A 14743-nucleotide genomic window follows, 5' to 3' on the forward strand; every position below is an offset into this window, starting at 1 on the left:
AGGTTTTCTCTTGTTGGCCTGCGGGGCGCTGATTGGTGAGGTCAGCGGATGTGAGACGATTTGGGAAAAGGTTTTCCCAGGGAGATTACGGGAAGGATGCGGGGATGGCAAGGGGAATGACGAGCAGGCGGCGCGGTTGTTCGTTAATGACCGCCTTGCGCCATGGGCGGACGCTTAGCATCAAGGCCTTGAACGTCTCGATATGGCCGGAGAACGAACCCGCTGCGCGGGATGGGCGCGCGCGGTAAGGTAGAGGTCACGATCCGGTTGCCGCGCCCGCATTGAGCGTCGTTCGGCGGGGGCAGAGCATCACAGGCTTCTTCAACAAGGAGCCTGACCATGCCCCATCCTGTTCTCGATGCACAGATCAGCCCGCTGCGCCAACGGTTGATTGACGACATGACCATGCGCCGGTTCAGCCAGGAGACGCAGCGCAACTACGTCCGCGATGTCGGGCGGTTCGCAAGCTCCCTTGGCCGATCGCCGGACACGGCGACAGCGGATGACTTGCGCCGGTTCCAGGTCGGGCAGCAGGATGACGGCGTTCCCGTGCCGACCATGAACAGCATTGTGTCGGCGCTGCGCTTCTTCTTCACCCACACGCTCGACCGCCCGGACCTGGCGCGCAGGCTGGTTCGCCTGTCGCATCCGCGCAAGCTGCCCGTGGTCCTGAGCCGCGACGAGGTTGCCCGTCTCCTCAACGCCACCACCTGCCTCAAGCACCAGGCCGCGCTGTCGGTCGCCTATGGCGCGGGCTTGCGCGTCGCGGAGGTGTCGACGCTGAAGGTCACCGACGTCGACAGCGAGCGCATGCTGCTGCGCATCGAGCGTGGCAAGGGCGGGCGGTACCGCAATGCCATGCTGTCGGCCGACCTGCTCGCGCTGCTGCGCCAGTGGTGGAAGGTCGGGCGGCAACAGGGTGTGATGCATCGCGACGGCTGGCTGTTCCCGGGGCAGCACGCGATGAAGCCGATCAGCACGCGGCAGCTCCATCGCATCGTCGTCGAGGCTGCACAGGCCGCCGACATCGCCAAGCGTGTCGGGCCGCACACGCTGCGTCACAGCTTCGCCACCCACCTGCTGGAGGACGGCACCGACATCCGTGTCATCCAGGTCCTGCTCGGGCACGCCAAGCTCGACAACACGGCCCTCTACGCAAAGGTCGCGACCCGGACGGTACGCTCCGTAACCAGTCCGCTCGACAAGCTTGGCCTGTTCAAGCCGGGAGAGATCTCGCCCGACGGCTGAGCGTGCACGCCTCGATCGAGGTCGCCGACATCTTCCGTGCTGCCGGGCCTGCCTACCGGGTCGCCCATGCAGGGCAGCTCAGCCTACAGCAGTTCAAGGTCATGTCGGCGATCGAACTCTGCCGCACCGCAGCGCTCGGCGGCCACGTCGAGGCCTGCGAGGACTGTGGCCAACGGCGGATCGCGTACAACAGCTGCCGCAACCGGCACTGTCCGAAGTGCCAGGGCTCGGCCGCGCGGACATGGCTTGCCGAGCGGGAGGCCGACCTGCTGCCGGTCGGATACTTCCACGTCGTGTTCACGCTGCCGGCCGAGGTCGCCGAGATCGCCTTCCACAACAAGGCGCTGGTCTACGACCTGCTGTTCAAGGCGGCATCGGAGACTATGCTGACGATCGCGGCCGATCCCAGGCATCTCGGCGCGCGCATCGGCATCACCGCCGTGCTCCACACATGGGGATCGGCGATGACCCACCATCCGCACGTGCACATGATCGTGCCGGGCGGCGGCATCGCGCCGGACGGGAGCCGCTGGATATCGTCGCGCCAGGCCTTCCTGCTCCCGGTCAGGGTACTCGGCAAGTTGTTTCGCCGCCTGTTCCTCACCCGGCTGATCGCCCTCCACGACGCCGGCCAGCTCGCCTTCTTCGGCACCCTTGCTCGTCTCGTCGAGCGGCAGGCCTTCCTGCGGCACCTGTCGCCGATCCGGAACAAGCGCTGGGTGGTCTACGCCAAGGCGCCCTTCGCCGGGCCGGAAGCGGTGCTCGCCTATCTGTCGCGCTACACGCACCGGGTCGCCATCTCGAACCGACGCATCATCCGCCTCGACGAGAGCGACGTCACCTTCCGCTACAAGGACTATCGACGCCCTGACGCCGACCGCCAGCAGGTCATGACGCTCGCGACCGACGAGTTCATCCGCCGATTCCTGCTCCATGTCCTGCCGCGTGGCTTCCATCGCATCCGCCATTACGGCTTGCTCGCCAGCTCCGCCCGCAAGGGCAGCCTCGCACTCGCGCGCGAATTGCTCGCGGCCGCGCCTCCCGCCACGAACGATCCATCGGCCGAACCGGACGACTTCCGCCCGCCGTGCCCGTGCTGCGGCGGACGCATGATCGTCGTCGAGATGTTCGAACGGTGGAGGCAGCCGCGCGGACCGCCCTACGCAAGGACACCGGGCCGGGAGAACGCCCCATGACCCGGCATGGCTTGATGCAGCCTTCAGGCGCAGGCACTCAGCCTCCGGCAACGAACCCACGCGCGTCCATGGTGATCATCGGCGTCGACAGGGCTGCGTCCGACCGCGTGCCGAGCCGACGATGCCGCACGGCCGGAAGACAAGGCGGTCCGTGTGCATCAATCCCGCCGCTTCCCGGCGGCGGTCGCGCCATCCCCGTCACCAGCCGAAAATCGAAATCTCCATAGCCATCGCCGTGGCCCGCGGGTTCCTTCCTCGGGACTTTCGTACGCCTGCCGGCGCCCGAAACTCTTCACGCCAGCGGACCGGCAGCTTTCGGCGTCCGGAAAGCAAGAGCGGACGTGAAGTTCGACAGGTGCAATGTCTCCAGTTGACCGTTGAAAAAGTCGGATGACTCACCTGAAAGCGCAATCAGCGCGACAGTGGGTAGAATGGCTTTCCGAGAAAGGCGCCGCTGCCGGAATTCGCCTGCGCTGAAAGCGCTCTACTGGGCTGATCTGAGAAATTCGTTTCAGCTTGCAGCCGGCCAAGTAACACGTGCGGACTTTTTCAACGCTATCGACCCCGAAGCGGACATGTGGCCGCCATGGCGGATGGCTGCTTCGCGGCGCAAAGGGGTCATAGTCCGTTTGCGCGGGCACTGCTGCGAACAAGCAGCGGGATGGGTCGGACGCGCGTCAGTGGCGCTGCGGCAGAAGAGCTGGGGCGTCGCGCGAGCCATAGTCTCAAGAGGCGTGATCTGTGGTATCATAGGCCGGTAAGGCCGGAGGCGCCGGTCCTGCCTGCCTCTGACCTGCGGCTTGCGAGTCGTGAATCTTTCTGAGGCTCAACATGGAGCGGAAGCTCGCTGCAATCCTTGCCATCGATGTTGTCGGGTACTCGGCGCTCATGGAGGCGGATGAAGCGGGCACCTTCGACCGGCTGAAACGTGGCCGCAAAGAGCTGTTCGAGCCGGAAATCGCGACGCGACACGGGCGAATCTTCAAGCTGATGGGAGACGGCCTGCTGGCGGAGTTCGGCAGCGTGGTGGATGCGGTCGAATGCGCGGTCACGCTTCAGCGCGGCATGGCGGAGCGTAACGCGAGCGTCGCCGAAGACCAGCGCTTCGAAGTCCGGATCGGAATCAACCTTGGAGAAGTGATCGTCGAAGGGGACGATCGCTATGGCGAGGGCGTGAACGTGGCGTCGCGTCTCCAACAACTCGCCGAGCCCGGTGGCATCTGCGTTTCGGAGAAGGTGTCCAAGGAGGTCAGGCAGAAGCTGGCGTTTGCGTTCGAGCCCATGGGCGAGCAGCGGGTGAAGAATATAGCCGAGCCGATATACTGCTATCGCGTGAACCTGCACGTTCCGAGAGCCGCTCCAGTCGGCCGACTGGCATCGCTCGAATTGCCCGACAAGCCCTCGATCGCGGTCTTGCCTTTCACCAACATGAGCAACGATCCGGAGCAGGAAACCTTTGTCGACGGCTTGACCGAAGACCTGATCACCGACCTGTCTCGCTCAGCCGGCCTCTTCGTCATCGCGCGCAACTCAACCTTTGCTTACAAGGGGCGGTCGGTCGATGTGCGTTTGACCGCGCGTGATCTTGGGGTGCGCTATGTGGTTGAAGGCAGCGCCCGGCGCGCCGCGGCGCGCGTGCGCATCAATGCGCAGCTGATCGACGCGATCGGCGGCGATCATATCTGGGCCGAGCGCTACGACAGCAGCCTCGAGGACATCTTTGCAGTGCAGGACGAGGTCACGGCCAAGATCGTCGAAGCCCTTGTCGGCCGATTGGCCGGACAGCCGGCGCGCAAACGGCCGACGAGTCTCGAAGCCTATGACCTTTGCGTGCGAGCCCGCGGCGTCAGTTTTCAGACCGGGTTAGGCGCGCGGGAAGCGCGCATGCTCCTGGAAAAGGCGATCGGACTCGATCCCGACTATGCCGAGGCACATAGCTTGCTGGCCCTCAATCTTTGGCTCGGCTGGCTGTTCTGGAACGAGCCGAAGCAAACCAACCAGCCTCGCGCGCTGGCGGAAGCGCAGCGGGCCGTGGCGCTCGACCCTAACGATGCGGGGAACCGCTGGGGGCTGGGCATCATACTTGGTCACGAACGGCGTTACGCGGAATCGGATGCCGAGTTCGAGGCAACCTTCAAGCTCGATCCTAATCATGCCGATGCCTGGGCGATACGCTCGGATCTCATCACCCTGAGGGGCGACGCGGTCAAGGGCGTCGAATTCGTGAAGCGGGCGTTGCGGCTCAATCCGCGCCCACCGGGATGGTACTATTGGATGGCAGGCCAAGCCTATTATGCGCTCGGCGACTATCAATCCGCGGTTGAGGCTTTGCGCAAGCCGGAAACCTACCGCACCACGTCGCGGCGCTTGCTTGCGGCAGCCCTCGCGCAGCTCGGGCGCCTGGATGAAGCCCGTCAGGAGGCGGAATTCTTCATGATGAACGATCCCCATTTCAGCATCAGGCACTGGGCAACATCGCAGCCATTCGACAACGAGGAAGTGCTCCAGCGCTTCGTCGAAGGCTACCGCAAGGCTGGCCTTCCCGACTAAAGAAGCGCATCGTTTTGGATCGCCGGCTTGCTCTGGTCAGGACATAGGCTCGTCTTTTGGCTGTGAGGGCAATGCCCGTGGGTTCCAACGATCAATGTCCGTTGATGGCGCGCGAGTACGACGTTGGTGATGGATCCTGCAATGTCCGCTTTCGAGAAACCGGAAAAGCAGTTTTTGTGACCGACAAAAGGCGCGAAGCAGTCATTCAGGATTCGGTCTGCGAAACTCGACTTCGGGTCAAAAGTGGCCGTTCCAACTCACCCACCAACACGCTTCCCACGCCGGCGGCGCTTCACTGCTTAAAGCAATGCTCGCGGTGCCATTGCAAAAACCGAGGATGCGGGCGTTCAAACGGTCGGCCTGGCGGAAGCGCGCGGCGAGTCTTGTTTATGAATGCCTGCATGCTTTCGAGGTCATTGACCTGTCGTGAGATCAGGATTTCCAAGTCGTCGGATAGGCTGATCAATCCGCGATCGAACATCCAATGCGCTGTACCGGATAGTGCGATCCCATTGTTGATGACATCCGGGCCGTTCGCTTCGACCGGTCGAATGTGGGCGGCTGACACCTCTGCTCGGCCACCGCCATTTATCAACTTGAGTCCCGTGATCGCGCAGCGCTCGTCGTAGGCGCGCAAGACGATGCGACGGAAAATGCGGTCCCGCACAATTCGCGATCCGATGTAGTTTACGCGATCACGGCTCTGCTCGAATTCGAATGGCGCCTGCTCATCGTGGAAGCCGGTGCCGGCCTCATCAACGCGCGGCAGCAACAACTCATTCATGTCCTGGCCCAGATCGATAATGCGGTTGAAATCGGCTGGACTGATTGGGCGCACGGCCGATTGGGCACGACCGGAAATCCGTCCTTGGTCGTTGAGCAAGCCTCGTTCAACAAGACCATCGGTTCCGTTAAATGGAACTGGGTTGAAAAAATCGAGGTAGCTTCCAGGCTCAATCAGAGCGAGGTACATATCGGGCGTCACCGGATCGGGAATGACCTCTTGGACTTTGCCGATGGCGAAATATCCACGCGTCTCATTTACCTTGCTGGGCTCGTAGTAAATGATCCAGTCGCCGACGCATGCCTCGACACGACGCAGATACTGGCTAGGGAATTGATATTGCTCTTCGGGGCGATCGTTGTATCTCGAATCTGATCGATGAATGAAGACCCCGAATCCCATGATCTTCCTGCAACTTTGGGAATGTCAGATGTAACACCAAAATCCGATCTCGGGAGCTTAGTCCAGGCCGAAGAAACTTTTCCCCATGGTATCGGTCTTCAGAAGCGCACAGTGAATCAACAGGGAAAGCCCCCAACAAGGCCGCCGCTTTTTTCACGGAGCGGTAGCAAACGGCCAGCGCCATCCGTCCTCCGACAGAAGAAGGAGAGCGCCATGCGAAAACTCATAGTCACCGAATTCATCAGCGTCGATGGCATTGCCGAGGTCGAGAAGCTGCCTGATGTGACCTGGAACGATGAAATGCAAAGGTTCAAGGAGGACGAGCTTGCCGATAGTGGCGCCATGCTTTGGGGCGCACGACCTATGAGATCTTTGCCGGCTCGTGGCCCAGGGAAACCGGAGACTTCGCCGAGCGGTTCAACGCGCTGCCGAAATATGTCGCGTCGACCAGCTTGAAGGCGCTCGACTGGAAACCGGCCGAGCTGCTGAAGCGCGCATTGCCGGATGCGGTCAGGGAACTGAAGCAAGGCAGCGGCGGCAACATCTATGTGCATGGCAGCCTCAGCGTCGCGCAGGAATTGCTGCGCCATGGTCTGGTCGACCGGGTCAGGCTGCTCAGCTATCCCGGCGCCGTCGGCCAGGGCAAGCCGCTGTTCCCGCCCGGCGAGCCAGTGCCGCTCGCGCTGATCTCGGCCACGCCATTCAGCAACGGTGTGGTGGCGCTGGAGTATGCGCCTGTGACGGCGAAGTCATGATGAGGCGAGCGCCGATGACAGCCAATCTCCCCCCGCGTGGGGGAGATGCCCGGCAGGGCAGACGGGGGCGCGACAGAACGCCGGCCTTCGTTTCAACCTGTGATGGGAACTTGCGCGGTTACGCTTATGCAATCGACTGATAGGTTGGCGGGACAGCGCCCCCCTCTGGCCTGCCGGCCATCTCCCCCACAAGGGGGGAGATCGGCAGCTTCAGCCTCGGCGCGTCAAGCGTTTCGGCCATCAGCGCCTCGCCCTGGCTTACAGCGCCCGCCCCTCCCCGCCTGAACCCTTCTGTTGCTCAGCCTCGACCAACATCTCAACAAACCTCGTCACCTTGGGCGGGCGGAAGCGTGCGGCGGGGTAGACTGTGTAGATGCCGCCGGAGGGCAGCCGCCATTCGGGCAGGATCTGGACGAGCCGCCCCGTAGCCAGTTCGTCCCTCACCAAAAAATCCGGCAGGACCGACAGGCCGGCGCCGGCGCGTACGGCCGCCAGCACTGCCGGCGTCGCGTCGATGGCGATCGTTGCCTGCATGCGCACGGTTTGCTCGTCGTCGCCGCGCGAAAATTGCCATAGCAGCGGTTCGCGCAGCACCATGTTGGCGACGAAGGGCAGCCTGGCAAGGTCTTGCGGTTCGCCAGCCGTGAAGCGGGCGGCAAACTCGGCGCCGCACACCATGAATTGCCGGAAGGTGCCGATCCGCCGCGCCTGCAGGCTGGAATCGGCCAGCCAGCCGACGCGGATCGCCACGTCCATTCCACCGGAAGCCAGGTCGATCGTCTCGTCGCCTAGCGTCAGTTCCACCCGGCAGGCGGGATAGCGCGCGCTGAAGGCGGCGACCACCGGCACCACCGCCGATGTGCCGTAGTCGTTGGGCGCCGCGATGCGCAGCGTGCCGGTCGGCTCGGCGGCGGCCTGCGCGAGCTCGTCGAAGGCATCCTCGGCCTGCTGCAGGACTTGCAGGCAGCGGGCATGGAATGTCCGGCCGGCCTCGGTCGGATGCACGCGCCGCGTCGTGCGGATCAGCAGCGTCGTTCCGACATCGCGCTCCAGCCGCGCCACCTGCTGGCTGACGACCGCCTTGGTGATGCCCAGCCGCTCGGCGGCCCGCGTGAAGGAGCCGGCATCGACCACCGCGGCGAAGTAGGCCAGCCGGTTCAGGTTCATGCGTGGCTCATGGCAAATGCGGCCTCATTGTCAGGCAATGGCATACATTACGTCTATTTTGTTGGCCTTCAATACGCATTCCGCCTTTGCCATCTTCCGGACATCGAAGCGGCGCGGGAGATGTGCCCGCCTCGCCTGAATTCCGCATTCTCAAGCCCAGGAGACATCCATGTTCACACGGAGAGCCATCATGAAAACCACCCTCGCCGCCGGCGCCGCAGTCGTCTTCGCTCCCGCCGGGCTTGGCCATGCAGCCGGAGGGCTTTCCTGGAAACATTTCCCGGCCGGGGAAAACGGCTTCTTTCGCGCCCCCGTGCTGATCACCGGCGCTTCCGAGGCGCTGCTGATCGATGGCGGTTTCACCTTCCCCGACGGCCGAGCCGTGGCCGAGGCGATCAAGGCGACGGGCAAGACGCTCACGACCATCTATGTCAGCCAGTCCGACCCGGACTATTATTTCGGCCTCAAGCCGATCAAGGACGCGTTCCCGCAGGCACGGGTGATCGCCGCAGCCGAGACGGTGGCCGCCATCAACGGCAGCGTCGACAAGAAAATCGCCGTTTGGGGGCCGCAGCTTAAGGAGAATGGCCCGCAGGCGCCCGCCGATATCGTCATCCCCGAAGTGTTCGACGGCAAGACGGTCAAGGTCGATGGCGAGACAATCGAGATCGTCGACGCGGAAGGCCTCGCCAACCGGCGCTATCTCTCGGTGCCGTCGTTGAATGCGGTGTTCGGCGGGGTGATGATTTTTTCCGGCGTGCATGTCTGGACCGCTGATACGCCGACCAGGGAACAGCGCGCCGCCTGGCTCGCCAATCTCGAAAAGATCGCCGCCGCCAAGCCTGAAATCGTCGTGCCCGGCCACATGACGCCGCAGGCCGCCACCGACCTTTCGGGCGTCGAGCACACCAAAACCTATCTCATTGCCTTCGAGGAAGAACTGGCCAAGGCTGCCAAGGACGCGGCCGCGCTCAAGGGCGCCATGGAAGCCCGCTTCCCCGGCCTCGGCATGGGCGTCGCGCTCGACATCGGCTCCAAGGTCGCCACCGGCGAGATGAAGTGGGGCTGAGGCACGACCTGGGTTCCTCGCCCACCGCGAGCCGGGGGAGAGGTGGCCGCGAAGCGGCCGGAGAGGGGGCTTTCGTAAGGCGCAATCCCCCTCTCCGTCTCGGCTCCGCCGAGCCACCTCTCCCCACTTTCGTGGGGCGAGGAACCCAAGCTGGAATGGAAGCCGCGCCCCTCACCCAATATTCTGAATCCGCCCCCAGGTGCTCTTGGTTCCCCAGATGCCGGAGCGAAGCGCCTCGAGCTGCACGATCTGGCTGTGGTCGACGAACAGATTGACCTCGTTGCCGTAGTTCTTGACGTACCATTCGAAGACCGCCGGGTCGGCGGCTTCGAACATCACCGTCTCCAGGCCGAGATCGTCGATGATGCGGGCCACCACATCGGTGCGCCAGGACGTCACGTTTTCGGTGATCCCTTCGCTCTCGATCATGATGATGTCGGCGCCGGCATCGAGGGCACGCCTGGCCTGTGCGACCAGCCAGCCGACATCCCTGGTGCCTTCGGCTTCGAGCTCCTTGGCCGATGTGTCACCACCGGCCCCGAACTGGATTCCGAGCTCCGGCTTGGCCTTGAGCCCGGCCTTTTTCACGGTTTCGACCAAGCGCAGCAGCGCTTCCGTCGGCAGGCTGATGAAGCCGGTGGAGATCTCGATCACGTCGAACCCCAGCGCCTTGGCTTCTTCGATGTAGCGGTCGACGGCGTCCGGGCCGAAGCGGAGGACATTCTCGATCCAGCCACCCGTCGAGACGTAGGCGTCGTGATCATGCGCCAGCCTGTTGATCGATTTCACCGCTTCGGGCGGCATCAGGGCGAATGATCCGCCGGCAAACTTGATGCCGTCGATCCAGTTGCCCATGATTTCCAGGAGGTCGGCGAGGTGGCGCGGCCCATAGGCGCTGTAGTAGGGCCCACGAATCTCGGTCAGGCCGGTCTTGCGCGGCTTCGAAGAGCGCGCGGCGCGCGGGATGAAGGAGAAGGCTGTGTCGGTCATTTCTGGCCTCGGCTGTCGGTTCTCCTGCGTTAACGTGGTTCTCCTGCGTTAACCGGTTCTCCTGCGTTAACGTCTGGGCGCGCGATCCGATCCGCGCAAACTGGGCCGGAACCCCTTGGCGTCACTGGGTGTTGGCGGGGGAAGGAGGTCTGGGATGCCGCAGATCGCGAACAATGCCGCCGCCGGACGGCCGGTTCGAAGCAGCGCAAAGCTGTTCCTGTGCGGCGACGTGATGCTCGGGCGCGGCATCGACCAGATCCTCGCCAGTCCCGGCGATCCGCACCTGTACGAGCGCCATGTCAAATCGGCGACGACCTATGTCGAGCTTGCCGAACGCATCAATGGACCGATCCCGAGAAAGGTCGACGATACGTATGTCTGGGGCGATGCGCTCGCCGAATTGGACCGTGAAGCGCCCGACGCGCGGATCATCAATCTCGAGACCAGCATCACCACCAGCCTGTCCTTGGCGCCCAAGGGGATCAATTACAAGATGAATCCCGCAAACATCGGCTGCCTGGCGGCGGCGCGGCTAGACTGCTGCGTGCTCGCCAACAACCATGTGCTCGACTGGGATGAGCCCGGCCTGGTCGAAACCCTCGATACGCTACGGCTTGCCGGCCTCGCCTATGCCGGGGCCGGGCTCGACGCCGATGAAGCGGCGGCGCCTGCCATCATTGAACTGGCCGGCGGCGGCCGCGTGCTCGCATTCGGCTTCGCGCTTGGGACGAGCGGCGTTCCAGCCTCATGGGCAGCCGGAGCCTACAAGCCAGGGGTCAACCTGCTGGCGGATGTTTCGGCCCGGTCGCTCGCGCAGATCGCCCGATCCGTGCAGGCCATAAAACAGCCCGGCGACCTCGCGGTGGCCTCGATCCACTGGGGCGGCAACTGGGGCTACCAAGTCCCGGCGGAAGAACGCGCGCTTGCTCATGCTCTCATCGATGTTGCAGGGTTCGACGTCGTGCATGGGCACTCCTCCCACCATCCCAAGCCGATCGAAATCCACAACGGCCGGCTGATCCTTTATGGATGCGGCGACTTCCTCACCGACTATGAGGGAATCACCGGCTACAAGACCTTTCGCGGTGAGCTTGCGCTGATGTACCTGCCGCGGCTCGCGATACCGGACGGTACGCTTGTTTCGCTCGACCTCGTGCCGTTCCAGCTCGCCAAATTCCGGCTAAACCGCGCCTCGCCCGAAGATGCCGCCTCGCTCGCGGCCACGCTCGAGCGCGAGTGCTCGCCTTTCGGCACGCATGTGGCGCTCGGGAGCGATAACCGTCTCACTGTCGTTTGGTGAAGCGTCTGCGGTCAGCAGCCAGCGGCACTAATTTTCAAGCCTCTCGGGCCGTCCTCGGCCAAGCGCACCGTCGGCGCGGGCCTGCAGGTAGGCGTAGATGTCGTCGATGTAAGGAGCGACGTTGGGGTCGTTGGCGAAGCCCTTCATCACCGAAGGGCCGCTGCGCACGCCGTCGCGAACGCTGCGCCGGAAGACCTCAAGGTCGGGCAGCCGGTCGACAAGGGCCGAGGCGAAGGTCGAGCCCATACCGTCGGGGCCATGGCAGTGATTGCAGCTGCCATGGTAGCGACGGAAGCCGTTATAGGTTCGCGCATCGACCTTGCCGCCGACAATTTCGTAGAACTTGCCTGTGGCCAGGTCAGCTTGCGAAGAGACGCCGAAGCCGGCGCCGACGGTAAAGACGACGACAGACGGGAGGACGAGCCATGGAGACATCGTCTGTCGCCCAATTTGCAGGCTCATCCAGCGCCGCCGCAACGCGCCCGCCCCTCAATCACTCGACTTGGATCAGTCAACGGCGGGCTTCGGAGAAGAAACCACGATCCCGTCTATCGGATGCGGGCTGACGACAAGCTTGCCGCCAACGCGCAATATCTCGACGATCTGGTCCGACTCTCCCAGCTTGCCTGGCACGGAGAGCGCGACCTTCTGGTTCTCGGTCAGTATCGCCACGAAACGCACGGGCAGGCCAGCCTCGCCCTGCGCGATTGTAGTGACCACCCGATAACCGTCCTCCTCGGGGGTATAATAGACGACACCAAGGAAGCCGGCGAGATCGATGCTTTCAGCCTTCATGGCTCCAAGCTCGCCGGCATGGGCGGGCATCGCCGCCATGCAAAGTGCTGCAAAAGCAATGTACCTGTACATAATGCTGCTCCATCCCGAATTGTCCGGGCCGAGCCCGGCTTAAGTTTCAGCAATAGGCGCTCGCGCCGTGATAGTCGGCGCACGCAGGCAGAATTCTTGATTAGTCCCCCGGCTGCATCACAGTGGCGAAGGTCCGCGAGCCGAGAACGCGCTGAACCCCACTGGTTGTCACAGTTAAGTGTGACCTTCTTCTCAAGCATTTCACCACCCGGTTGCTTGCGCATCCCCTGTTTGGGGGAGATAATTGGAAATTAGCGATCGCTAAAGTTTGGAGAGGCGAGAGCACCTGTGAGAGCGCGCGGCTTTTCCGCGTCGGACGCGCTGTCGACATGCGGGGGGCCGTCGATGGCCAAGGCATTGTCGCATCATGAGCTGTCGAAGCTGATCGGCTCGATCTACGATTGCGCAGTCGACCCGGGGCGATGGGAGTACGCGCTTGCCGGGATCAGGGATGCGCTCAACGCCCAGACAGCGGTGCTGCACCTTGACGATCTCAGTCACGACCGGCTGCTGATCCACAGGACCGTGGGAATAGCGCCATACTGGCTGGAGCAACAGGCCAAACATATCCCCGAGATCCACGCCCGGCTGATCGAGAACCTCTCGAAATGGCCTTCGCTCGATGTGCCGCATGTTGTCTCACGCCATGTCCCTCAAGCCGACCTGGAGACCTCCCGATATTTTCAGGAGTGGCTGAAGCCGCAAGGCCTGGTCGACGTCATGTCGTTTTTCCTGATCCATACCCCTACCCGCCTTGCCGGCTTCGCCGTTGCCCGACATGAGCGGCAAGGGATTATCACCGAGCGTGAAATCAAGCTTGGCGGACTGTTGCTGCCGCATGTACGCCGGTCGGTAATGATCAGCAACATGCTGGATATCAGCACGATCGAGCGCGCACGCATGGCCGAGGCGCTCGATGCGCTCACATGCGCCGTGGTCCTCACCAATGAACGTGGCGCCATCCTGCACGCCAACCGCTCGGCCAAGTGCAGGCTGCGGAGCGGCGGCCCGATCCACGATATCCATGGTATTCTGCAAGCGAAGATCCCGTCGGCCTCCAAGGAGCTTCACAGAGCCATCTTGGCTGCGGCTCAGGATGAGGCCAGCATCGGCAAGACCGGGCTTGCCGTCCTCCTCACCGAACCGGGCCTGCCGCCCGTCTTCGCCCGCGTGCTGCCGATGGCCGGCGGCGACCGGCGCGCCGGCATGGAACCCGCGGCGGTAGCCGCGGTGTTCATCGGCAATGCACCGGACGAGCATGTCGCCGCCGACATGCTGGCAACAGCCTTTGGGCTTACGCTGGCCGAAACCCGCGTGCTCGCCAGCCTTCTTGCCGGTCATACCCTGGCCGAAACCGGCGCCAGCCTTCACATTGCCAACGCGACCGCCAAGACGCATCTCGACAATATCTTCCAGAAGACCGGCGTCTCCCGCCAGGCCGATCTGATGCGCCTTGTCATGCAGATCGTTCCGCCCGCAGGGCAGTCAGGTCCCTGAGCCACACTCATTCACCGCTTTGGATACAGGTATCCAACGCCGCGGATCGTCTTGATCAGTTCCGGCTTGGCCGGGTCCTTTTCGAGCCGGCGGCGCAGCCGGGTTATGCGGCTGTCGATGCTGCGGTCAAACGGCTCGTCGCCCCTGGGCGGCGCCAGATCGAGCAATTCGTCGCGACCGATGACCTGGCCGGCCCGGGTGGCGAAGGCCGCCACCAGATCGAGCTCCATCGGCGTCAGCGGAATGGCCACGCCGTCGGCGTCGATGAGGTTTCTCGCGCGGGCGTCGAACACATAGGTTCCGAAGGCGAATTGCCCGGCCGGCAAAGCGTCAGCATCGTTCGACCTCTTCGGCCTGCGTCTGCGCAGCACCGCGGCGATCCGCGCTTCCAGCTCGACCGGTGAAAACGGCTTTGCCAGATAGTCGTCGGCGCCGACCTCGAGGCCCGCCACCTTGTCGAAAACCGAATCGGCACCGGTCAGCATCAATATCCCGGTGTCGTGATGCTCGCGCAGCCAGCGGGCCAGGCTAAAGCCGTTCTCGCCCGGCATGTTGAGGTCGAGAACGACAAGATCGACCGTCGCCGCCGCGATCGCCTCGCGCAATTCGGCGCCGCCGGATGCCATGCGAACGCGATAGCCTTTCGCTTGCAAATAGTCGGCGATCATGAATGCCAGGTCGGTCTCGTCGTCCACGACAATGATGTCGGCCATGCGTTCCCCCGCGGCGAGCGACGCTCGAAACCTACAGGGCGCATTCACTCCGGGTCAATTGGCCCCGTCTGCTGCCGATTTCGGACTGGTTCGACACAATTGAAACAATAGAAGCCGGGAAACCCGGCTCACGGCATCATCGTGAAACATCCCCCGGCTATCTTTCAACGACGTCGGGCAGATGGCCGAGCAGGCCGGCTTGACA

At 63.5% G+C, this 14743-nt stretch carries 13 protein-coding genes; 7 read left to right on the top strand and 6 right to left on the bottom strand.

Annotated features, from left to right (window positions below; translation table 11 throughout):
* Positions 1-339 precede the first annotated feature (339 nt).
* From IHQ72_RS25155 to IHQ72_RS25165, 3 genes are all read left to right on the top strand, one after another.
* Positions 340-1248, top strand: a complete 909-nt coding sequence (locus IHQ72_RS25155; protein ID WP_258117986.1) for a tyrosine-type recombinase/integrase — start codon at positions 340-342, stop codon at positions 1246-1248.
* Positions 1249-1250: 2 nt separating this feature from the next.
* Positions 1251-2444 carry an IS91 family transposase gene (locus tag IHQ72_RS25160; RefSeq protein ID WP_258117988.1) on the top strand — a complete coding sequence of 398 codons (1194 nt, stop codon included), beginning with the start codon at positions 1251-1253 and terminating at the stop codon, positions 2442-2444.
* 831 nt (positions 2445-3275) lie between these two features.
* A complete protein-coding gene (locus IHQ72_RS25165) occupies positions 3276-4994 on the top strand; it encodes an adenylate/guanylate cyclase domain-containing protein (protein WP_123149524.1) in 1719 nt (572 codons plus the stop codon).
* A gap of 292 nt (positions 4995-5286) precedes the next feature.
* On the opposite strand, the gene IHQ72_RS25170 is transcribed toward IHQ72_RS25165, so the two are convergent.
* Entirely contained in the window at positions 5287-6180 is an 894-nt protein-coding gene (locus IHQ72_RS25170; RefSeq protein ID WP_258117991.1) for an HNH endonuclease, read from the bottom strand.
* A 347-nt stretch (positions 6181-6527) separates the two neighbouring features.
* Between IHQ72_RS25170 and IHQ72_RS25175 the strand changes: the two genes are divergently transcribed.
* The gene (locus tag IHQ72_RS25175; protein ID WP_258117992.1) at positions 6528-6935 is read left to right on the top strand and encodes a dihydrofolate reductase family protein; all 408 of its coding nucleotides are present in this window, start codon (positions 6528-6530) and stop codon (positions 6933-6935) included.
* A 258-nt stretch (positions 6936-7193) separates the two neighbouring features.
* Here the strand turns inward: IHQ72_RS25175 and IHQ72_RS25180 are convergent, their stop codons facing one another.
* Positions 7194-8102, bottom strand: coding sequence for a LysR family transcriptional regulator (locus IHQ72_RS25180; RefSeq protein WP_258117993.1), 909 nt, complete (start codon positions 8100-8102; stop codon positions 7194-7196).
* 169 nt (positions 8103-8271) lie between these two features.
* Here IHQ72_RS25180 and IHQ72_RS25185 point away from each other — a divergent pair, with 169 nt between their 5' ends.
* Positions 8272-9171, top strand: coding sequence for an MBL fold metallo-hydrolase (locus tag IHQ72_RS25185; RefSeq protein WP_258117994.1), 900 nt, complete (start codon positions 8272-8274; stop codon positions 9169-9171).
* Positions 9172-9342: 171 nt separating this feature from the next.
* Here IHQ72_RS25185 and IHQ72_RS25190 read toward each other — a convergent pair whose 3' ends face one another.
* Entirely contained in the window at positions 9343-10161 is an 819-nt protein-coding gene (locus IHQ72_RS25190) for a phosphosulfolactate synthase (protein ID WP_258117995.1), read from the bottom strand.
* 154 nt (positions 10162-10315) lie between these two features.
* Between IHQ72_RS25190 and IHQ72_RS25195 the strand changes: the two genes are divergently transcribed.
* Positions 10316-11461: a CapA family protein gene (locus IHQ72_RS25195; protein ID WP_258117997.1), complete on the top strand. Its 1146-nt coding sequence runs from the start codon at positions 10316-10318 to the stop codon at positions 11459-11461.
* 27 nt (positions 11462-11488) lie between these two features.
* Here the strand turns inward: IHQ72_RS25195 and IHQ72_RS25200 are convergent, their stop codons facing one another.
* Together IHQ72_RS25200 and IHQ72_RS25205 are read right to left on the bottom strand one after the other, a co-directional pair.
* Positions 11489-11923: a c-type cytochrome gene (locus IHQ72_RS25200; RefSeq protein ID WP_258117998.1), complete on the bottom strand. Its 435-nt coding sequence runs from the start codon at positions 11921-11923 to the stop codon at positions 11489-11491.
* A 45-nt stretch (positions 11924-11968) separates the two neighbouring features.
* Positions 11969-12328, bottom strand: a complete 360-nt coding sequence (locus tag IHQ72_RS25205; protein ID WP_258118000.1) for a hypothetical protein — start codon at positions 12326-12328, stop codon at positions 11969-11971.
* 345 nt (positions 12329-12673) lie between these two features.
* Here IHQ72_RS25205 and IHQ72_RS25210 point away from each other — a divergent pair, with 345 nt between their 5' ends.
* Entirely contained in the window at positions 12674-13825 is a 1152-nt protein-coding gene (locus IHQ72_RS25210) for a helix-turn-helix transcriptional regulator (protein ID WP_258118001.1), read from the top strand.
* Positions 13826-13836: 11 nt separating this feature from the next.
* Here the strand turns inward: IHQ72_RS25210 and IHQ72_RS25215 are convergent, their stop codons facing one another.
* Entirely contained in the window at positions 13837-14538 is a 702-nt protein-coding gene (locus IHQ72_RS25215; protein ID WP_258118002.1) for a response regulator, read from the bottom strand.
* Between the last annotated feature and the right edge of the window lie 205 nt (positions 14539-14743).

Origin of the sequence: Mesorhizobium onobrychidis, from assembly GCF_024707545.1 — a bacterium.
Classification (GTDB): domain Bacteria; phylum Pseudomonadota; class Alphaproteobacteria; order Rhizobiales; family Rhizobiaceae; genus Mesorhizobium; species Mesorhizobium onobrychidis.